Origin of the sequence: Nonomuraea candida (assembly GCF_000725485.1) — a bacterium.
Classification (GTDB): Bacteria; Actinomycetota; Actinomycetes; order Streptosporangiales; family Streptosporangiaceae; genus Nonomuraea; species Nonomuraea candida.
On record NZ_JOAG01000008.1, the window covers coordinates 99367 to 118330 of the forward strand.

19 protein-coding genes and 3 tRNA genes are annotated in these 18964 nt (G+C 71.7%); 8 read left to right on the plus strand and 14 right to left on the minus strand.

Features of this window, described 5'->3' with window-relative positions; genetic code table 11:
• The first annotated feature begins 4 nt into the window (after positions 1–4).
• Positions 5–454 carry a DUF3515 family protein gene (locus IO39_RS07820; RefSeq protein WP_052422578.1) on the plus strand — a complete coding sequence of 150 codons (450 nt, stop codon included), beginning with the start codon at positions 5–7 and terminating at the stop codon, positions 452–454.
• Here IO39_RS07820 and IO39_RS07825 read toward each other — a convergent pair.
• The 3 genes from IO39_RS07825 to IO39_RS07835 all read right to left on the minus strand — a co-directional run bounded on the left by IO39_RS07825 (position 437) and on the right by IO39_RS07835 (position 3335).
• Positions 437–1531: a D-alanine--D-alanine ligase family protein gene (locus IO39_RS07825; protein ID WP_043618351.1), complete on the minus strand. Its 1095-nt coding sequence runs from the start codon at positions 1529–1531 to the stop codon at positions 437–439. The genes IO39_RS07820 and IO39_RS07825 overlap by 18 nt on opposite strands.
• Before the next feature lie 132 nt (positions 1532–1663).
• On the minus strand, positions 1664–2674 hold the full coding sequence (locus IO39_RS07830; RefSeq protein ID WP_043618354.1) for an NAD(P)H-dependent glycerol-3-phosphate dehydrogenase: 1011 nt from the start codon (positions 2672–2674) through the stop codon (positions 1664–1666).
• 4 nt (positions 2675–2678) lie between these two features.
• Entirely contained in the window at positions 2679–3335 is a 657-nt protein-coding gene (locus IO39_RS07835) for a lysophospholipid acyltransferase family protein (protein ID WP_245641857.1), read from the minus strand.
• A 231-nt stretch (positions 3336–3566) separates the two neighbouring features.
• On the opposite strand from IO39_RS07835, the gene cofC reads away from it, so the two are divergent.
• Positions 3567–4217, plus strand: a complete 651-nt coding sequence (cofC, locus tag IO39_RS07840) for a 2-phospho-L-lactate guanylyltransferase (protein WP_043618358.1) — start codon at positions 3567–3569, stop codon at positions 4215–4217.
• A gap of 43 nt (positions 4218–4260) precedes the next feature.
• Positions 4261–4467: a hypothetical protein gene (locus tag IO39_RS07845; RefSeq protein ID WP_043618361.1), complete on the plus strand. Its 207-nt coding sequence runs from the start codon at positions 4261–4263 to the stop codon at positions 4465–4467.
• Between the two features lie 163 nt (positions 4468–4630).
• Here IO39_RS07845 and IO39_RS07850 read toward each other — a convergent pair whose 3' ends face one another.
• The 4 genes from IO39_RS07850 to leuC form a co-directional block, all read right to left on the minus strand.
• Complete coding sequence (locus IO39_RS07850; protein ID WP_043618364.1) at positions 4631–4930, minus strand: HU family DNA-binding protein; 300 nt, start codon at positions 4928–4930, stop codon at positions 4631–4633.
• A gap of 98 nt (positions 4931–5028) precedes the next feature.
• A complete protein-coding gene (locus IO39_RS07855) occupies positions 5029–5268 on the minus strand; it encodes an SCO5555 family protein (protein ID WP_052422579.1) in 240 nt (79 codons plus the stop codon).
• Positions 5247–5834, minus strand: coding sequence for a 3-isopropylmalate dehydratase small subunit (gene leuD / locus IO39_RS07860; RefSeq protein ID WP_043618367.1), 588 nt, complete (start codon positions 5832–5834; stop codon positions 5247–5249). Before leuD ends, IO39_RS07855 begins: the two co-directional genes overlap by 22 nt.
• Positions 5835–5848: 14 nt before the next feature.
• On the minus strand, positions 5849–7234 hold the full coding sequence (gene leuC, locus IO39_RS07865; protein WP_043618624.1) for a 3-isopropylmalate dehydratase large subunit: 1386 nt from the start codon (positions 7232–7234) through the stop codon (positions 5849–5851).
• Between the two features lie 62 nt (positions 7235–7296).
• Between leuC and IO39_RS07870 the strand changes: the two genes are divergently transcribed.
• Both IO39_RS07870 and IO39_RS07875 read left to right on the plus strand, forming a co-directional pair.
• The gene (locus IO39_RS07870) at positions 7297–8013 is read left to right on the plus strand and encodes an IclR family transcriptional regulator (protein WP_043618626.1); all 717 of its coding nucleotides are present in this window, start codon (positions 7297–7299) and stop codon (positions 8011–8013) included.
• Positions 8014–8071: 58 nt separating this feature from the next.
• A complete protein-coding gene (locus tag IO39_RS07875) occupies positions 8072–9784 on the plus strand; it encodes a hypothetical protein (RefSeq protein WP_043618370.1) in 1713 nt (570 codons plus the stop codon).
• 97 nt (positions 9785–9881) lie between these two features.
• Here the strand turns inward: IO39_RS07875 and IO39_RS07880 are convergent, their stop codons facing one another.
• Positions 9882–11201, minus strand: coding sequence for a helix-turn-helix domain-containing protein (locus IO39_RS07880; RefSeq protein WP_084772461.1), 1320 nt, complete (start codon positions 11199–11201; stop codon positions 9882–9884).
• A 202-nt stretch (positions 11202–11403) separates the two neighbouring features.
• Here IO39_RS07880 and IO39_RS07885 point away from each other — a divergent pair, with 202 nt between their 5' ends.
• Positions 11404–11760, plus strand: a complete 357-nt coding sequence (locus tag IO39_RS07885; RefSeq protein ID WP_157548015.1) for a hypothetical protein — start codon at positions 11404–11406, stop codon at positions 11758–11760.
• 694 nt (positions 11761–12454) lie between these two features.
• Here the strand turns inward: IO39_RS07885 and IO39_RS07890 are convergent.
• The 4 genes from IO39_RS07890 to IO39_RS07905 form a co-directional block, all read right to left on the minus strand.
• Positions 12455–12527, minus strand: a tRNA-Glu gene (locus tag IO39_RS07890).
• A gap of 18 nt (positions 12528–12545) precedes the next feature.
• Positions 12546–12621: transfer RNA gene (locus tag IO39_RS07895), tRNA-Glu, on the minus strand.
• Between the two features lie 219 nt (positions 12622–12840).
• The gene (locus tag IO39_RS07900; RefSeq protein ID WP_043618379.1) at positions 12841–13455 is read right to left on the minus strand and encodes a response regulator; all 615 of its coding nucleotides are present in this window, start codon (positions 13453–13455) and stop codon (positions 12841–12843) included.
• Between the two features lie 38 nt (positions 13456–13493).
• Positions 13494–14864 (minus strand): sensor histidine kinase, encoded by a 1371-nt coding sequence (locus IO39_RS07905; protein ID WP_052422580.1) that lies wholly within the window; start codon positions 14862–14864, stop codon positions 13494–13496.
• Between the two features lie 217 nt (positions 14865–15081).
• On the opposite strand from IO39_RS07905, the gene IO39_RS07910 reads away from it, so the two are divergent.
• Positions 15082–16065 carry an alpha/beta hydrolase gene (locus IO39_RS07910; RefSeq protein ID WP_084772464.1) on the plus strand — a complete coding sequence of 328 codons (984 nt, stop codon included), beginning with the start codon at positions 15082–15084 and terminating at the stop codon, positions 16063–16065.
• Positions 16066–16104: 39 nt separating this feature from the next.
• Here the strand turns inward: IO39_RS07910 and IO39_RS07915 are convergent.
• Positions 16105–16176 (minus strand) — tRNA-Gln (locus tag IO39_RS07915).
• A 167-nt stretch (positions 16177–16343) separates the two neighbouring features.
• Here IO39_RS07915 and IO39_RS07920 point away from each other — a divergent pair.
• The gene (locus IO39_RS07920; protein WP_052422581.1) at positions 16344–18314 is read left to right on the plus strand and encodes a M3 family metallopeptidase; all 1971 of its coding nucleotides are present in this window, start codon (positions 16344–16346) and stop codon (positions 18312–18314) included.
• Positions 18315–18411: 97 nt separating this feature from the next.
• Here IO39_RS07920 and IO39_RS07925 read toward each other — a convergent pair whose 3' ends face one another.
• Complete coding sequence (locus tag IO39_RS07925; RefSeq protein WP_043618382.1) at positions 18412–18957, minus strand: PadR family transcriptional regulator; 546 nt, start codon at positions 18955–18957, stop codon at positions 18412–18414.
• Positions 18958–18964: the final 7 nt, after the last annotated feature.

Genomic DNA, 18964 nt, shown 5'->3' on the forward strand with positions numbered 1-18964 from the left:
TTCCATGCGTGCCGTCGCCGTCCTGCTCGTTCTCCTAGCGCTCGCCGGTTGCGGCGGCACCGTCCAGGTCGATCCGCCCGTCCCGCAGGGCGAGGCGGTCGCGGCCTGCGACAAGCTCGCCACCCTGCTGCCCGCCACCCTCGACGGCGACGAGCGCGGCGACTCCACGCCCGAGTCGCCGTACGTCGCCGTCTGGGGGCCGGGCACCATCGCGCTGCGCTGCGGCGTGCCGCGGCCGGCGAGGATGGCGCCCACCGACCGGCTCCAGGAGATCCGCGGCGTGGGCTGGTTCGCCGATCCGGAGCGGCCCGCGCTGTTCACGGCCGTGACCGACATCGCCTACGTGGAGGTCACGGTCGGCGGCGAGCACGTGGCCGCCGAGGTGCTCGCCGACCTGTCCGACCCGATCGCCCAGGCCACGGCACGACCGCGCGGCTCAGCGCAGCCCGGCTGAGCGTGACAGCGCGAGCTGGATGAGCCGGTCGACCAGCGCCGGGTAGGGCAGGCCCGAGGCCGCCCAGAGCTGCGGCGCGACCGACAGCGACGTGAACCCCGGCATGGTGTTGATCTCGTTGAAGATCAGCTTGCCGTCGGGGGTGTAGAAGAAGTCGACCCGCGCCAGCCCCTCGCACTCCAGCGCCTCGAACGCCCGCACGGCCATCGCGCGCAGCTCCTCGGCCGTCTCCTGCGGGATGTCGGCGGGCACGGTCAGCGACATCTGGTCGGGGTAGTACTTCGCCTCGAAGTCGAAGAAGTCCTGCCCGCCCTCGACCCTCACCTCGCCGGGCAGCGACGCGGCCGCCGGCTCGTCGCCCGGCGACTGCAGCACCGCGCACTCGATCTCGCGGCCGACGATCGCGGCCTCGATGAGCACCTTGGGGTCGTGCTGCCGGGCGAACTCCACGGCCGCCTCCAGCTCGGCCCGGTCACCGGCCTTGGAGATGCCCTGCGAGGAACCGGCCCTGGCCGGCTTGACGAAGACCGGGTAGCCGAGCTCCTCGGCCTCCTTGAGCACCAGCTCGCGGTTGAGCCGCCAGTCACGGTCACGCACGACGACGTAAGGGCCGGTCGGCAGGCCGGCGGCGGCCATGACGGTCTTCATGTGGGCCTTGTCCATGCCCACGGCGCTGGCCAGCACGCCGGAGCCGACGTAGCGCACCCCGGCCATCTCCAGCAGCCCCTGAATCGTCCCGTCCTCGGCGAACGGCCCGTGCATCACCGGGAACACCACGTCCACCGAGCCGAGCTCGACGGGGATGCTGCCGGGGTCGTAGGCCACCAGCGAGCTGCCGCCCGAGGGCAGCGCCAGCGCCGCGCCGCTGGTGTCGACGACGGGGAGCTCGCCGGACTCGATGGCGAACCGCTGGTCAGCGGCGGCCAGCACCCACCTGCCGTCCTGGGCGATCCCGATCGGGATCACCTCGTACTTGGTCCTGTCGATCGCATCCAGCACGCTGCCCGCGCCCATCAGGGACACGGCGTGCTCGGAATTGCGGCCTCCGAAAACGACGGCGACGCGTGGCTTGCTCATGGTGTCCGAATCTACCGGGGTGTCCGTGTCACAGCGAGCCAAGCACGCCGTATTCAGGTCATTCTCACACGTAGACCGCGCCGCTCCGGGCCCGGGTCCGCACCGCGGGCGCCCCGGGGGCGCGGGCCGGGGTCACACGCCGTACCGCTCGGGCTTGGGCGAGCGCGACATGAGGAGCATGCCCGCCTCCGACGGCGACATGCCGTCGTGCACGACGCCGACGACGACCTCGGTGATCGGCATCTCCACGTCGTGCTTCCTGGCCAGCTCCAGGACCGACTCGCACGACTTGACGCCTTCCGCCGTCTGCTTGGTGGCGGCGACGACCTCGGCCAGCGTCATGCCCCGGCCCAGGTTCTCGCCGAAGGTGCGGTTGCGCGACAGCGGGGACGTGCAGGTCGCCACCAGGTCGCCCATCCCGGCCAGCCCGGCGAACGTGTGCGCGTCGGCCCCGAGCGCCGCCCCCAGGCGGGAGATCTCGGCCAGCCCCCGGGTGATGAGCATGGCGCTGACGTTGTCGCCCATGCCCATGCCCGCGGAGACGCCCACGGCCAGGGCGATCACGTTCTTCACCGCGCCGCCCAGCTCGACCCCGACCACGTCGGGGTTGGTGTAGGGGCGGAACCACGGCGGCAGGTGGCAGATCGCCTGCAGCCGCTCGGCCACCGACTCGTCGGTGCAGGCCACGACGGTGGCGGCGGGCTGGCGCTGGGCGATCTCCTGGGCCAGGTTGGGGCCGGAGACCACCGCGACCCGCTCCCGCGGCACCTCGGCGACCTCGCCGATCACCTCGCTCATGCGCTTGGTCGTGCCCAGCTCGATGCCCTTCATCAGGCTCACCAGCACGGCCTTGGCCGGGATGTGCGGGCGCCAGGCGGCCAGGTTGGGGCGCAACACCTGCGAGGGGACGGCGAGCACCACGAAGTCGGCGTCCGCCAGCGCCCGCTCGGGGTCGGTGGTGGCCCGCAGCGTGGCCGGGAGCGGCACGCCCGGCAGGTAGTCGGGGTTGACGTGGTCGCGCTCGATCGCCTCGACCAGCTCGGGCCTGCGGCCCCAGAGCGTGACCGCGTTGCCCGCCTCCGCCAGGATCATGGCGAACGTGGTGCCCCACGAACCCGTGCCGAACACGGCCACTTTCGTCATCTCGTCACCGTCCGGCGGGATCGTAGGGAGTCGCGGGCGCCTTCTCGCCGCGCAGCTCCGCGAGCTGTTCGGTGATCGCCGCCATGATGTCGGCCGTCGCCTCGCGAAGCACGTCGGCGTGCGGCGACTTGCCGGCGTATTTCGACAGGTCCACGGGCGGCCCCACGCTGACCCGGAAGGTCTTGCGCGGAAACAGCCTGGGCTTCTTCTCACCGTACGGCAACAGCTCGTGTGCGCCCCAATGGGCCACCGGGATGACCGGCGCGCCGCTCTCCAGCGCCAGCCTGGCCGCGCCCGTCTTGCCGACCATCGGCCACAGGTCCGGATCGCGCGTGCAGGTGCCCTCCGGGTAGAACAGGATCGCGCACCCGTCGCTGAGCCGCTGGGCCGAGATGCGCAGCGACTTGGCCGCCTCGGCGCTGCCCCGCTCGACCGGGATCGCCAGCAGCCCCGTCACGGCCCGGCCCAGGAACGGCACCCTGAACAGACCCGACTTGGCCAGGATCACCGGCCAGCGGCCGTTGTTGTAGAGAAAGTGCGACAGCAGCACCGGATCGGCCCAGGACAGGTGGTTGGTCGCGATGATGACGCCGCCGGTCCGCGGGATGCGCTCGCCCCTGCGCCAGTCCTTCTTGACCAGGAGCCGTGACAGCGGCTTCACCACGGCGACGGCAAAGGTCTCCCAAAAACGCGATGGTCGCGTGGGGCGGCTCATGGACTCCTCCAGCACGTACGGGATGCGACCCAGTCTCCCGGTTGGCCGCACGGGATGTCGAGGCGGGGGATCGCGATGCTTGACCCTCTGTCAGGTCCCCCCCTTGAAGAATAGGGATTCCGGCTCCACCACCGGCCGCCCGCCGAGGAGAGCCCCCTTGAGGCTTAAGGTGATTCGATGAGCATCCGCTGGTCCCTGGTCGTTCCCGTGAAGACGCTCGTCGCGGCGAAGACCCGGCTGGCCGCCGCGACGGGCCCGCACCGCACCCGGCTGGCCGTGGCCGTGGCCTGCGACACCGTGGCGGCGGCGCTGGCCTGCCCGCCGGTCGCGCGGGTCATCGTGGTCACGGCCGACCCCGCCGCCGCCGGGCCGCTGGCCGCGCTGGGCGCCGACGTGGTGCACGACCCCGACCGGGGGCTGAACACCGCCCTGCGCACGGGGGCCGCGCACGCCGTGGACGTGGCGCCCGGCGACGCGGTGGGCGCGCTCCAGGCCGACCTGCCCGCCCTGCGGCCCGCCGAGCTGGCGCTGGCGCTGGAGGCGGCGGCCGAGTTCGACCAGGCGTTCGTGCCCGACGCGCTCGACGTGGGCACGACGTTCTACGGCGTACGCGCCGGCATGCCGTTCACGCCCGGGTTCGGCGGGGAGTCGCGGGCCAGGCACCTGGCCGGCGGGGCCAAGGAGCTGTGCGTGCCGGGGATCGACTCGGTCAGGCGCGACGTGGACACCCCCGACGACCTGCGCGCCGCCATCGCGCTGGGCCTGGGCGCCCACACGGCCGCCGTCGTCGCCGAACTCTGGCCCGACACCACCGCCCCGCCCGCCTGACAAACGCTCGTCTCGCGGGCGGGCAACCGATTACTCTGATCGCGTGCAGGCGACGGTACGCAGCTTCGACGAGACCACTCGCTCCGGCACCGTCTTCCTCGACGACGGGAGCGTGCTGGAGTTCGGCGCCCCCGCCTTCGACGCGGGCCCGCTGCGGCTGCTGCGCACGGGCCAGCGGGTCAATCTCGCGATGTCCGGCGGGCAGATCACCTACGTCACGCTGTCCACCTTCCCGCTGCCGGACGCGTGACGCGCGGCGGGCACGGGCGGCGCGGCGGGCACGGGCGGCGCGGCGGGCACGGGCGGCTCGCGGAAAGGCGTGACCGGCTCCGAGAGGTGTGACCGCAGGCGCGCGGGACTTCCGGACATGCTGCACGCCCGGGCCGGAGCCCGGGCGTGGCGAACGGCCGGATCTACTTGCTCTTGCCGATTTTCTTGCCGCCCTCGTTCACGAGCTCCTTGAAATCGGAGCCGGGACGGAACTTCGGCGCCCAGCTCTCGGCGACGTTGATCTCGGCGCCGGTCGACGGATTCCTCGCCGTGCGGGCGGGCTTGTTCACCATCTCGAACGCGCCGAAGCCCGTGATCGAGACCTTGTCGCCGCCGGCCACGGCTTTCTGGATCGCGTCGATGACCGCGTTGACGGCCTCCGTGGCCGTCTTCCTGTCGCCCACCCGATCCGTGATGGCCTCGACGAGTTCTCGCTTGTTCATGAAAGTCCGCTCCCCCAGTTACGGCTCGGGGTTCCAGCTCACGACTTCGACGTAGAAACCCCTTACGCGCTCGAAAGTAGGCGGGATCGCGGGGGAACTCAATCACCCAGCGTGTTTTCGCCCTCGCGTGGCGTGTCGAAAGCAGCGTCGAGGGAGGCCAGGAACGCGTCGAGGCGGGCGGCGGCCCGTTCCGGATCGTGTTTGGCCAGATCGCAGATGGCGATGTAGCGACGCCCGAGGCGCTCCTTGGCGGCGGTGGGCAGCATGCGGACGCGGCGGTGCGCATCGCGCAACCGCCGCGCCAGTTCGTCGTCTTCTAGACGGTCGTCGGCAGCCATGGCTGCCGACCATTCTCGTACGCGGCCACGTCGTCGGCGTGACGCAGGGTCAGCCCGATGTCGTCGAGCCCCTCCATCAGCCGCCAGCGGGTGTAGTCGTCGATCTCGAAGGGCACGGCCTCATCGGCCCAGCGCACCTGGCGCTCGACCAGGTCGACGGTCACCTCCAGCTTCGGGTCCGCCTCGACGGCCGCCTGCAGGGCCTCGACCTTCTCGCCCGGCAGGACGACCGGCAGCAGGCCCATCTTGGTGGAGTTGTTGCGGAAGATGTCGCCGAAGCGGGCGGCGATCACGACGCGGAACCCGTACTGCTGCAGCGCCCACACCGCGTGCTCGCGGGAGGAGCCGGTGCCGAAGTCGGGGCCGGAGACCAGGATCGAGCCGCCCTCGTAGGCGGGGTCGTTGAGCACGAACGTCGGGTCCTCGCGCCAGGCGGCGAACAGGCCCTTCTCGAAACCGGTGCGGCTGACCTGCTTGAGCCAGACGGCCGGGATGATCTGGTCGGTGTCGACGTTGCTGCGGCGCAGCGGCACCGCCGTACCGGTGTGGGTGGTGAAGGCTTCCATGACGGTGATCTCCCTTACAGGTCGGCGGGCGCGGTCAGGCGGCCGGTGACGGCGGTCGCGGCGGCGACCTGCGGCGACACCAGGTGGGTGCGGCCACCCTTGCCCTGGCGGCCCTCGAAGTTGCGGTTGGAGGTGGAGGCGCTGCGCTCGCCGGGCTTGAGCGTGTCGGGGTTCATGCCCAGGCACATCGAGCAGCCGGCCTCGCGCCACTCGGCGCCGGCGGCCTTGAACACCTCGTGCAGGCCCTCCTCCTCGGCCTGTTTCTTGACCATCATCGAGCCGGGCACGATGAGCGTGCGGGTCTTGACCTGGCGGCCGCGCAGGATCTCGGCGGCCGAGCGCAGGTCCTCGATGCGGCCGTTGGTGCACGAGCCGACGAAGACCGTGTCGACCTCGATCTCGCGCAGCGGCGTGCCGGCGGTCAGCCCCATGTACTCCAGCGCGCGCTCGGCGGCCGAGCGGGCGACCGGGTCGTCGAACGACTCGGGGCTCGGGACGGACTCGCTCAGCGGCAGGCCCTGGCCCGGGTTGGTGCCCCACGTGACGAACGGGGTCAGCGTCGAGGCGTCGATCTCCACGACCTTGTCGAACACGGCGTCGTCGTCGGTGCGCAGCGTCTTCCAGTATGCGACCGCCTGGTCCCACGCCTCGCCCTGCGGGGCGTGCTTGCGGCCCTTGAGGTAGGCGAACGTGGTCTCGTCCGGCGCGATCATGCCGGCCCGGGCGCCTGCCTCGATCGACATGTTGCAGATGGTCATGCGGCCCTCCATGGAGAGCTTGCGCACGGCCTCGCCGCGGTACTCCACGATGTAGCCCTGGCCGCCGCCGGTGCCGATCTTGGCGATGATGGCCAGGATCAGGTCCTTCGCGGTGACGCCGGCGGGCAGCTCGCCGGAGACCTCGATGGCCATCGTCTTGGGCCGGTAGGCGGGCAGCGTCTGCGTGGCCAGCACGTGCTCGACCTCGGAGGTGCCGATGCCGAACGCGATGCCGCCGAACGCGCCGTGCGTGGAGGTGTGAGAGTCGCCACACACGATCGTCATGCCGGGCTGGGTCAGGCCGAACTGCGGGCCGATGATGTGCACGACGCCCTGACCGGCGTCGCCCATCGGATGCAGCCGGATGCCGAACTCCGCGGCGTTCTTGCGCAACGTCTCGACCTGCGTCTTCGACACCGGGTCGGCGATCGGGCCGAGCACGGTCGGGACGTTGTGGTCCTCGGTCGCGATGGTGAGATCGGGCCGCCGCACCTTCCGGCCGGCGAGACGGAGCCCGTCGAACGCCTGCGGGCTGGTCACCTCGTGGATGAGGTGCAGGTCGATATAGAGCAGGTCCGGCTCGCCCTCCGCGCGACGGACTACGTGTTGCTCCCAGACCTTCTCGGCCAGTGTGCGGCCCATGATCTCCTCCTTGAGAATCATCCGACTTGCTTTCTCATATGTCGAGACTGCAGTATCGGTGTATGGACAACTCTAGCGGAGTCGGAGTACTCGACAAGGCCGTTCTTGTACTCAACGCCCTGGAAGCGGGACCCGCTTCTCTGGCTCAGCTCGTTCAGGCCACCGGCCTGGCCCGACCCACTGCCCACCGGCTGGCCGTCGCTCTTGAGCACCACCGCATTGTGAGTCGTGACACACAGGGCCGGTTCGTGCTGGGCCCGAGGCTTTCCGAGTTGTCCACGGCGGCCGGCGAGGACCGGCTGCTGGCTGTGGCCGCGCCGGTGCTGATGCAGCTCAGGGATCTGACGGGAGAAAGTGCGCAACTCTATCGCCGCCAGGGTGACGAGCGGGTCTGCGTGGCCGCGGCCGAACGGGCCAGCGGCCTGCGTGACACGGTTCCGGTGGGTTCGGCGCTGCCCATGACGGCAGGCTCCGCGGCGCAGATCCTGCTGGCCTGGGAGGAGCCCGACCGGCTGCACCGCGGGTTGCGCGGCGCCAAGTTCACCGCCGCCACGCTCGCCTCCGTGCGGCGCCGGGGCTGGGCCCACAGCGTGGGCGAGCGCGAGCAGGGGGTGGCCAGCGTCTCCGCGCCGATAAGGGGCAGCGGCGGCAAGGTGATCGCGGCGGTGTCCGTCTCCGGCCCCATCGAGCGGCTCACGCGGGCGCCCGGACGGCTCCACGCGGTGCCCGTGATGGCCGCCGCCGAACGGATCACCGAGGCCATGCGGCGCACGTCATGATCAGCAAAAGGATGTATTTGGGGAGCCGACTGCCTCCCCGGCGCACTAGCCTGAGTGCGTGACCGATCGCATCGAGGTAGCCGCCACTGAGCTGCGACCCCTGCTCGAAGAGTTCATCATGTGGGCGCGTGCGAACGCCCCCGGTAGCGACCCCGAGCTCGTGGGGCCTGCGGCGCTGTGGCACCGTCTCGCCTTCTCGCAGGACCTCGGCACGTGGAAGCGTGCCGACCTGCGTAACCTGCTGCTGGACCGCATGCCCAAGGTCGTGGAGGATCCCGACGCAGCCGCCGACGGGATGCTCCCGGCCGTGGACGCGTACCTGACGTTCCTCTCCCAGACCGGCCGGCTGAACAAGGGCTCCGACTCCCTGGAGGAGCTGCAGGCCGAGCTGGACGACGTCGAGGACGAGTTCGTCGATCTCATGGAGGAGCTGCTCGACGAGTCCGACGGCGACGACGAGGAGGACGAGACCGGCGACCTGGGCGACTTCGAGCCGTTCGCCGACGACCTGGCCGAGCTCGACACGATCAGGCTCCGGCCCGACTCCGAGCTGGCCGAGGCGGCACGGCGTGCGCCGCTGATCGCCAAGGCCCGCGATCTGGCCGTGTGGGTGGGGTCGGGGCGGAAGGTGGGCGAGGAGACGCTGCTCACCGACGCCGAGGTCGAGGAGGCGCTGGCCGCCACGGGCCTGCCCAGGCCCGTGACCGACGGCCCGGTGTCCGAGGCCGTGCCCCAGTTGTGGAACATCTGGAACCTCGCCGTCGACCTGGAGTTCCTCGAGCCGGGCGAGGCCGGCACGGTGGCGGTCCAGGACGACACGGCGGAGTGGCCGTTCGACGACGACGAGGACGTGCTCGACGCCTGGATGCTCGGGCTGCACTCGGTCGACTACGGCGACCCGGAGCTCGACGACGACGACCTCACCATGGCCCTGGCCGGCCTGACGCGCGGCCTGCTGGTCCGGCTGCTGCTGGCCGGCGGCTCGCGCCCGCGCGCCGAGCTGGCGCGTGAGCTGGCCGAGGCCGCCGCCGACCTCGACGAGCTGGGCGGCGACGCCTGGGAGGCGGCGGGCGACCCGCTCGACTCCGCGCTGGAGTGGCTGACCGGCTACGGCATGGTCGAGGTCGAGGACGACGTCGTCCGCCTCACGCCGCTCGGCACCGAAGGCGTCGTCCACCTGATCGACGACGCCGACATCGAGGTGGACGCCCGGCCCGCGATCGAGTCCATGAGCGCCCACGAGCTGCTCGCGCTGAGCGCGGAGCTGCCGGAGGACGAGGCCGACGCCGAGTTCGCGGCCTGGATGCGGCTGCGCGAGCCCGCCAAGGCGGCCGAGGAGCTGCTGGAGGCGGCGGCCGAGGACGAGAGCGACGCGCTGATCAGGGTGCAGGCGGCCAGCGTCGTCGGCACGCTGGGCGAGGCGGCGATCCCGGCCTGGCAGGAGGCGCTCAAGCAGCCGTCGCTGCGGCCCTACGCGGCCACCCACCTGAGCCAGCTCGGGGTGGAGGGCGCGCCCGAGCCGACGCAGGACGACACGCACTGGCTGATCCTCGACATGTGGACGATCTCGGCCGGCCTGGGCCGCTCGGAGTTCGTCACCAGCCTGCGCGACATCGGCCCCGAGATGGTCAACAACCTCCTGGAGGTCATCTGGAAGATCCCCCACGCCCACGTGGAGGAGCTCCTCGACCTGATCTCCCAGGTCCACCCGGACAAGCAGGTGGCCAAGGCCGCCCGCCGCGCCCTGTTCAAGGCCCGCTCGGCCGGCTGAGGCCATCTCCGCGCCGGCCTACGTGCCCTCACCGCCCACGGCGGGGGCCCGTACGGCCGGCGGGGCTTCTCGTACGCGCGGTCACCCAGCCGGCTGATCATCCTTCCGGACGAGGGGCGACAGTCAACGCCCGCAACTCCTGGGCAGGTTCCAGAGCCCGGGCGTTCTCCGGCAGCGCGTCGAGGATGCGCCCGATGGTGAAGGTCCGCATCGTGCTGATCGGCCACCCCCTCGCGGCCGTCACCGCATGAACGAGCCCTCCCGAAGGGTCGCCACCGCCGACCAGCGCCAGAGCGCGCACCAGCTCGTAGTGGGTGATGTCGGCGGTGAACGTCGCCGGGCACAGCGCGATCGCCTCATCCACCGCCGCGCCCGCTTCTCTCGTGTCGCCGATGAGGGCGGACGAGTAAGCCCTCGCCCACGCTGCGGCTCTCTCCCCGAAGCTCCACAAAGGCGATATCTCGTCGCTGTCGCCGGGGAGTTTCTCGCACACGTCCTTCAGCGCGTCCAGGGTTGCCCTGGCGGTTGGGGCGTCGCCACGTCCGGCGGAGATGAACGCCTTGGCGCGCAACGCCGCCGCGAGGCCGACGCTTGGTTTGCCATCGGCGATGTCCAGAGCGTCATCGGCCACGCGGGCGATGACCGGGGCGGGACGTCCGGACCAGAACCCATATTTCGCTTCGTGTCCGCGCACCCACACGCGCAAGCCGCGGTCGCCGGTCGCGTCGGCCGCGCGGCGGGCCATCCTCCACGACTGGAGTGCTGCGCGCTGCTCGCCGATGTCACTCATCTCCATGCCCAGCACGACCGCGAGTTGCGCGCCGGCTCGCAGCAGCCCGGCGCGGACCGGCGGCGAGGATGTCCGGTGGAGGAGCCGGGACACTTCGGCGAGGTCGGCCGTCACCGACCACGTGATAGTGCCGGGCTGCTGAATGTAGTAGGACAGGCCGTGCTCCCACACGGCCTCTTCCCAGCCGTCGGAGTCGAGTTCCCGGGAGGCGTGATCGATCCCGGAGAAGAGCGTCTCCAGGGTGCCCGGCGGTATGACCGCGCCCGCGCCCAACGCGACGAGCAATTGCATCGCTGCACGCCGATGCATGTCACCATCCTCCGCGAGATCGGAGACGGAAGCCTCGGGAACGTTCTGCAGAAGGCGATCGAACTGTGCGGCGAAGGCACGCAGCGCTTCAAGCCGCCCTTGGGCACCATATAGCCCATCCAGGCGCCGAACCACGTCCTGGTGAACTCGGGCGAGACCACGCTCCCACCGTGACAGGTCGCCGCGATCGCACAACGCATGCGCCGCCGCCTCCTGCTGACTGAGACGGCACACGTCTTCCCGCCAATGCCGCAACTCGGAGCCGAGCAGATGCCACGGCGAAGCCGCTGGATCCACATCGTCGGAGCGGCGAGGCATCCGCGGCCTCCTTGTTCGTGGGATTCGTGGAATCGGTCCTTCCACAATCAGCCCTCTGGTTTGTTCTCCCCGAACTCTTCCACTATGGCACTGCGCTTTTCATCGAAGCGCGGAAAGTTCTTGGACGGCGCGAACCTCCTGGTCAAAGCTGGTGCGCGCGATTCCCGACATAACCCGTCAACAGCCGCGATGGATGGTGGAGATGGCGCTGACCGACGCCGAGATGTACGACCTGCTCTGCCGCTCAGAGACGGAGTTGCTGGAGATCAGGAAGCGCGCCTTGGACCTCACGGACTGGACGGCTCGCCAACTGGCGGTGCTGCGACGTACCTATCCCGAGTGGGCGATCGCCTGCGAGACGGACGCGTCCGGGCAGGCGTGGTGGACGGCACGCCTGTTGCAGGAGGTGTCGCTGGAGATGGCGACGGCCGGTGTCGACCGTACGGTCCGCCGGTCGACTGCCGTCTCCCTGGCCGCCGCACTCACCCTGCAGACGGCCCTTGTCCGGAGTCGGCGGGGCCTGCAGCGCTCCCCCGCGCCCACGGACGACGCCCCATGAGCGTGGCGGTCGTGCGGATGCCCGCCGCCGCTGGGTCCCGTCCAGCACGGCACCCCGAAGCCTTCTGACAGTACATGCGAAAGGCGACAATGGAACGTTCCATCAACACCGCTGACGAAGCAGGGACGGGTGAACGCAGGGACTGGCCCGGCTGGGTGATCCAGGAGGGTAGCGGGGGCGGCTACATCGCTTACCGCATCGTCCTGGTTCCTCGTGGGAGCGGGTTGTCGAACGTGCGCTGTGGCGGGACTCGACGCGAGCTGTTCGAGCATCTGGAGCAGGAGAAGCGGCTGGAGGACCAGCTCCGTCACGCTCCCCGCAGGCGCGCGGACCGTTCTCGGGGGGATGGTCGATCGGCCGGCGGCTTGCGAGGGGAGCGTCGTTCGGCCGACGACTCTCACGCGGGCGGTCAAGAGGGCGCGCGTAACGGCGGGCGGGGCGTGAACGGGAGGAGCGTCTCCCTGGATGGAGGCCGGGCGTCTACGGCGGGGGGGGGGGGGCGGCGCCTGCCCGCAAAAAAAAGAGGCCGGGGACGGGGGGAGAAGGGGAGGAGCGTCTCCGTGGAGGGGGGCGGGGCGTCTGGGGGGGGGGGGGGCGCCCCCCCCCTGCCGTAAAAGAAAGGCGCCGTGAGACGGCTGCAGAAAAGCAACGGTCTGGAAAAGCGAAAAGCCCTCTTCGTGAGAAGAGGGCGGCGTAGTCCCGACCGGATTCGAACCGGCGCTACCGCCTTGAGAGGGCGGCGTCCTGGGCCACTAGACGACGGGACCTTCGCGCGCTTGTGGCAGTGGTAGTCCCGACCGGATTCGAACCGGCGCTACCGCCTTGAGAGGGCGGCGTCCTGGGCCACTAGACGACGGGACCCTGTCCACAAGCTGTTTCGCCGGGCTTCCCCGGCGACGCAGGTAACTCTACCGCACCCCGAAGACCACACCAAACCGCTTATCAGCCCATCAGATCGGGCCCGTAACTCCCGGCCCGATCCCGCGCCGGCGGCCCCGGGGGCGAGCGGTTACCGGGGGCGATACGGCCACTCGGAGCGATGCGGCTACCGGGTCGATGCGGCCACCCGGAGCGATGCGGCTACCGGTTGAGCAGGCCGCGGCGGTAGGCCTCGCCGACGGCGGCGGCGCGGTCGCGTACGTCGAGCTTGGTGTAGATGTGCAGCAGGTGCGTCTTCACGCTGGCCTCGCTGATGAACAGCGCCCGCGCCGCCTGCTTGTTCGTGGCCCCCTCCGCCACCAGCCGCAGCACCTCCAGCTCGCGCCTGCTCAGCCGGCCCCTGGCGGGCCTGCGCAGGTGCTCGGCCAGGCGGCCCGCCACGGCCGGGGCGAGCACGGTCTCCCCCCGGTGGGTGGCGCGCACGGCGCGGACGAGCTCCTCCGGCGGCGCGTCCTTGAGCAGGTAGCCGCCGGCCCCCGCCTCCAGCGCGGGCAGCACGTCGGTGTCGAACGTGGTCAGCACCAGCACCCTCGGCCCCGTGCCGCGCAGCAGGCGGATGGCGTCCACCCCGTCCAGGCCGGGCATGCGCAGGTCCATGAGGACGACGTCGGGCGCGAGCTCGGCCGCCAGGCGCACGGCCTCCTCCCCGTCGGCCGCCTCGCCCACGACCTCCAGGTCGGCCGCCCCGCCGAGGGCCGCGCGCAGCCCGTCGCGCACGATCGGATGATCGTCGGCGATCAGCACCCGCAGTGGCATCGCTCTCCCCTTCCCGGACCCGTCGCCGCCGGTGTGTCTCATCTCGGTCTTCCCCCTGGCCCGGGATCGTGGGACGCCGGGCGGGCCGGCTCCTCCTCCAGGCTCTCATCGGCCGGCGGGATGGCGGGGACGGCGGCGGCGACGGCCGTGCCCGTGCCGGGCTCCGACTCGATCTCCAGGGTGCCGCCCACGCCGCGGACCCGCTGCCGCATGCCGTCCAGGCCGAAGCCGTCAGCGGGCCGCTGCGGGGAGAAACCGACCCCGTCGTCACGGATGTCGAGGAGGAGGAGTTCGTCCGTGTACGAGAGGGTGAGGGCCGTCCTGGTGGCACTGGCGTGTTTGGCGACGTTCGCCAGGGCTTCCTGGGCGACGCGGAACAGGGCGGCCTCCACCTCCCCGGACAGCGCGACGGGCGTGCCCGTGACCTCGACCCGCAGCTCGACGCCCGTCGCCTCGGCCCACGACCGGGCCATGCGCGTGACGGCCTCCGGCAGCCCGGTCTCCTCCAGGGGCTCGGGCCGCAGCGCGCTGATCGAGCGGCGGGCCTCGGCCAGGCCGCGGCGGGCCAGCTCGGAGGCGCGGGCGAGATGGCGGCGGCGGGCCTCCTCGTGCGGGGCGCGGCCGGCGGCGTCGAGCTGGCCGATCAGGGCGGCGAGGTCCTGCGCGACCGTGTCGTGGATCTCGCCGGCCACGCGGTGCCGCTCGTCGAGCACGCCCGCCCGCCTGGCCTGGCCGAGGAGCCGGGCGTTCAGGTCGGCGTTCTCGTCCATGGCGGCGCGCAGCCGCTCGACCAGGCGGCGGCGCCTGTCGTGCTCGGCGGAGACGTACCAGCCCGCGGCGACCAGCGGCAGGGCCACGCCGGCGATGACCGTGAGCAGCGTCGTCCCGGCGTCAGGCCCCGCCTGGGTGGTCACGTTGACGAGCGCGGTGAGCGTGACGCCGGCCATGACCAGGCGGCCCGGGAGCAGCGCGATGGCCAGCGGGTAGCCGGCGGAGGCGAACAGGACGAAGGCCAGGCTCTCGGCCGACAGCGCCGCGGCCAGGGCCAGCAGCACGAGATAGTGGGCCACGACGAGCGCGCGGCGCGTGTCGCGGCGGGCGTGCAGCCAGGGGACGGCGGCCAGCCAGAGCGCCGCCGCCCCGGCCAGGAGCGGCCACGGCAACCCCGGCCAGAGCGCGCCGGCGACCCACCGGCCGCCCGCGCCGGGGCCCGTGCCGGGGCCCGTGCCGGGGCCCGTGCCGGGGCCCGTGCCGGGGTCCGCGCCGGGGCCCGTGCCGGGGTCCGCGCCGGGGCCCGTGCCGGGGTCCGCGCCGGGGCCGGTGACGGCGGCCGCGACGCAGGAGACGGCCAGCAGCGCGTACGCCAGCGCCGTGTGGACCCACCTCTCACGCCCGTCGAGCCGGCTCATGACACCCAGCCTGGCATGCCGCCGACCGGTCGTCCGATGACCGCCCGGCGATCACCGGGCGGCCGCCGCCGGCCGCTCGCCGGACGGCCGTCGCCAACCGGGCCGCCGGCCAAATCGCCAACCGAGTCGTCAACCGATCGGTGGATGGTCGCCATCAACCGCTCCTCCATCCGCCCGGGCGATGTGGCCCGCCCCTGACCTCGGCGAGCATCGAGACATGAACGTTCCGACCCGCAGAACCGCATTCAGGCTCGCCGCCGCCGGCGCGGGGGCCACCGCCGCCGCCACCGCCGCCACCACCGCCGCCACCGCCGCCGCCACCGCCGCCACCACCCTCGCCCACGGCTCCTCCGGCCGGCGCGAGGAGGTGACCACGTTCGTCTTCGTGACCGGCTCGAACGGCATGGCCACCGGCGACGCGGAGCTGGCGCTGCGCGGCCACCGCACGGTGGGCGTGAGCCTGCCGGGCCACGGCCCGGAGCAGCAGTTCCACCGCGCCTACCAGGCCCCGCAGGACCTGGCGAAGCTCGCCGAGATCCCCTCCCCCATGGCCGGGGTGACGCTGGACGACTATGTCGAGGCCACGGTGAACGTCGTGCGCCGCGTCTCCCGGTACGGCCCGGTCGTCCTGGTGGGCGGCAGCCTGGGCGGCTCGACGATCACCAAGACGGCCGACGAGGTGCCCGAGCTGATCGACCGGCTGGTCTACGTGGGCGCGTACTGCTGCACGAAGCTGCGCTCGCCGGCCGACTACCTGGAGACGCCGGAGGGCAGGACGAGCCTGGGCAGCGCCATCCTGCCGGCCGTCGTCGGCGATCCGCGGGTGCTCAAGGCCATCCGGATCAACTGGCGCACGAACGACAGGAAGTTCCTCGACGCGGCCAAGGCGGCGTTCATGGCCGAGGCCACCGACGGGGAGTTTCTCGCCATGCTCAACTCCTCGCTGCCGGACGAGAGCCTTCAGGTGTCGAGCGCGGACGCCCGGGGCCGCAAGGACGCCTGGGGGCGGGTGCGGCGGGTCTACGTGAGGCAGTCGCTGGACCGGGTGATCCCGCCGGCCCTGCAGGACCGCATGATCAGGGAGGCGGACGAGGCGACGCCGGGCAACAGATTCGAGGTGTTCACCGTGAAGACGTCGCACGCGCCGGCTCCCCGGGCCTACCGCCGGATCACGGACATCCTCGACCGGCTGGCGAAATGAAAAACGGACGTCTCCGGCGGAGACATCCGTTGCACAATGCTGGGGTACCAGGACTCGAACCTAGACTAACTGAACCAGAATCAGTCGTGCTGCCAATTACACCATACCCCACCGCTGCGCTCTCCTCGCGGAGCTGCGCTTTGGCGACGTCCGAAAGAATAGCCCAGCTCCGGGGCTAAGACCAAAACGATTGCCCGAGGGCTTCTCCACGGCCCCCGCCACGCGCCCGGTCGTGCCAAGCTGAAGGGGACAAAACACCACGTGGAGGAGCCCGAGCGTTGCCCGAGAATCCGTTCTTCGCCCCAAGCGGCCTGCCGTACGAACTGCCGCCCTTCGCCGACATCCGCGAGGAGCACTACCTTCCGGCGTTCGAGCGCGGCATGGCCGAGCAGCTCGCCGAGGTCGACGCGATCGCGAGCAGCAGCGAGCCGCCGACGTTCGACAACACGATCGCCGCGCTCGAGCGGTCGGGCCGGATCCTCGACCGCACGGCCACGGTCTTCTTCAGCGTCAGCGCGTCCAACACCACCGACGGCCTCATGGAGATCGAGAAGGAGATCTCCCCGAAGCTGACCCGGCACAGCGACGCCATCCGGCTCAACCGGGCGCTCTGGGCCCGGATCAAGCAGGTCACCACGGCCGACGCCGAGGAGTCCTGGCTGCTGGAGAAATACCGCGAGGACTTCATCAGGGCCGGGGCCGACCTGTCCGAGCCCGAGCAGGACCGGCTGCGCGCGCTCAACGAGGAGCTGTCGAAGCTGTCCACGGAGTTCGCGCAGAGCCTGCTCAAGGCCGGCACGGAGTCGGCGCTGGTGGTGACCGACCCGAAGGACCTCGACGGGCTCGACGAGGCCAAGGTCGAGTCGCTGCGCAAGGACGACGGCACCTACGTCCTGCCGCTGCTGAACTTCACCGCCCAGCCCGCCCTGGCCCAGCTCACCGACCGCGAGGTGCGCCGGCGCCTGTACGAGCTGAGCGTCGGCCGCGCCCCCGGCAACTTCGCGATCGCGGCGAAGATGGCCGCGCTGCGCGCCGAGCGGGCGGCGCTGCTCGGCTTCCCCAGCCACGCCGCCTACGTGGTCGCCGACCAGACCGCCAAGACCGTCGAGGCGGTCGAGGAGATGCTGGGCCAGCTCGTCGGCCCCGCCGTGCGCAACGCCCGCAAGGAGGCCGAGGCGCTGGCGGAGCAGGCCGGGTTCGACATCGAGCCGTGGGACTGGCCGTACTACTCCGAGAAGGTGCGCCAGGCCCGCTACGAGTTCGACGGCGCCGCGATGCGGCCGTACTTCGAGCTGAACCGGGTCTTCCGCGACGGCGTGTTCTTCGCCGCCACCAAGCTGTACGGGATCACCTTCGCCGAGCGGCCCGACCTCGGCGGCTACCACCCCGACGTGACCGTGTTCGAGGTGTCCGACGAGGACGGCAGCCCGCTGGGCCTGTTCGTGCTCGACCCGTACGCCCGGCCCACCAAGCGCGGCGGCGCGTGGATGAACAACCTGGTCGACCAGTCGTTCCTGTTCGGGCTGCGGCCGGTGGTCATGAACAACCTCAACGTCACCAAGCCGGCCTCGGGGCCGACGCTGCTGACGTACGACGAGGTGAACACCGCCTTCCACGAGTTCGGGCACGCCCTGCACGGCCTGTTCTCGCAGGTGCGCTACCCGCGCGTGTCGGGCACCAGCGTGCCGCGCGACTTCGTCGAATACCCGTCGCAGGTCAACGAGATGTGGGTGACCTGGCCCGAGGTGCTGGCCAACTACGCCAGGCACCACGAGACGGGCGAGCCGATGCCGGCGGAGCTGGTGGCGAAGCTGACCGCCGCCGAGACGTTCAACCAGGGCTTCAAGACCGTCGAATACCTCGCGGCCACGCTGCTCGACTGGGCCTGGCACAAGCTGGCCCCCGGCGAGACCGTGGCCGACCCCGAGGCGTTCGAGGCGGCGGCGCTGAAGGCGGCCGGGAGCGACTTCCCGCTGGTGCGGCCGCGTTACCGCACCAACTACTTCGCGCACATCTTCTCCGGCGGCTACAGCGCGGGCTACTACTCCTACATCTGGAGCGAGGTGCTCGACGCGGAGAGCGTGGAGTGGTTCAAGGAGAACGGCGGGCTCACCAGGGCGAACGGCGACCACTTCCGGCGCGAGCTGCTGTCCAGGGGCGGCAGCATCGACCCGCTGGCCGCCTTCCGCAACTTCCGCGGGCGCGAGCCCGGCATCGAGCCGCTGCTCAAGCGCCGCGGCCTGCTCTGAACGGCTGAGACGTGCCCGGCGGCCCACCGCGCGAACGCGCGGTGGGCCGCCCCGCGTGGTCCCGGCCGTCCAAGAGGGCGTGCCGGTGAAGCCGCGGCTACCGCGGAACGTTCAGCTCCTCGATCCGGCGGCGGAGCCACTCCTTCTCGGCCTGGCTTGAGGCGCGGGCGATCAGGATCATGCCGCGCCGGTACGGGTCCGGCTCGTCCCGGGCCCTGACCGGCGCGCCGTCCTTGCGGAAGAAGCCGGCGGGCGCCTCCAGGAAGGCCAGCCTGCGGCGGAGCACCCGCGCCTGGTCGGCCGGGTCGGGCAGCGCCGACAGGAACGCCAGGATCGCGAAGAACCGGGTCTGGTCGCTGATGTCGAGGTCGGCGGGCTCGCGCAGCCGCCGGCGCAGCTCGGCGCGGCCGTCGTCCGTGATCGTCAGGACCTGCCGGCGCGCCGCCGCCGCGCCCGCCTCCTCGTGCCGCTCCACCAGCCCTTTCGCCTCCAGCCTGGCGATGGCCGGATAGAGCGCGCCGTCGCTGACCGGGCGCAGGTGGCCGGTCAGCGCGGCCAGGTGCGACTTGAGCTCGTAGCCGTGCATGGGGCGCTCGTCGAGAAAGCCCAGGATCGTCAGGCTCAGATCACCGCCGCTTGCCATGGGGTGC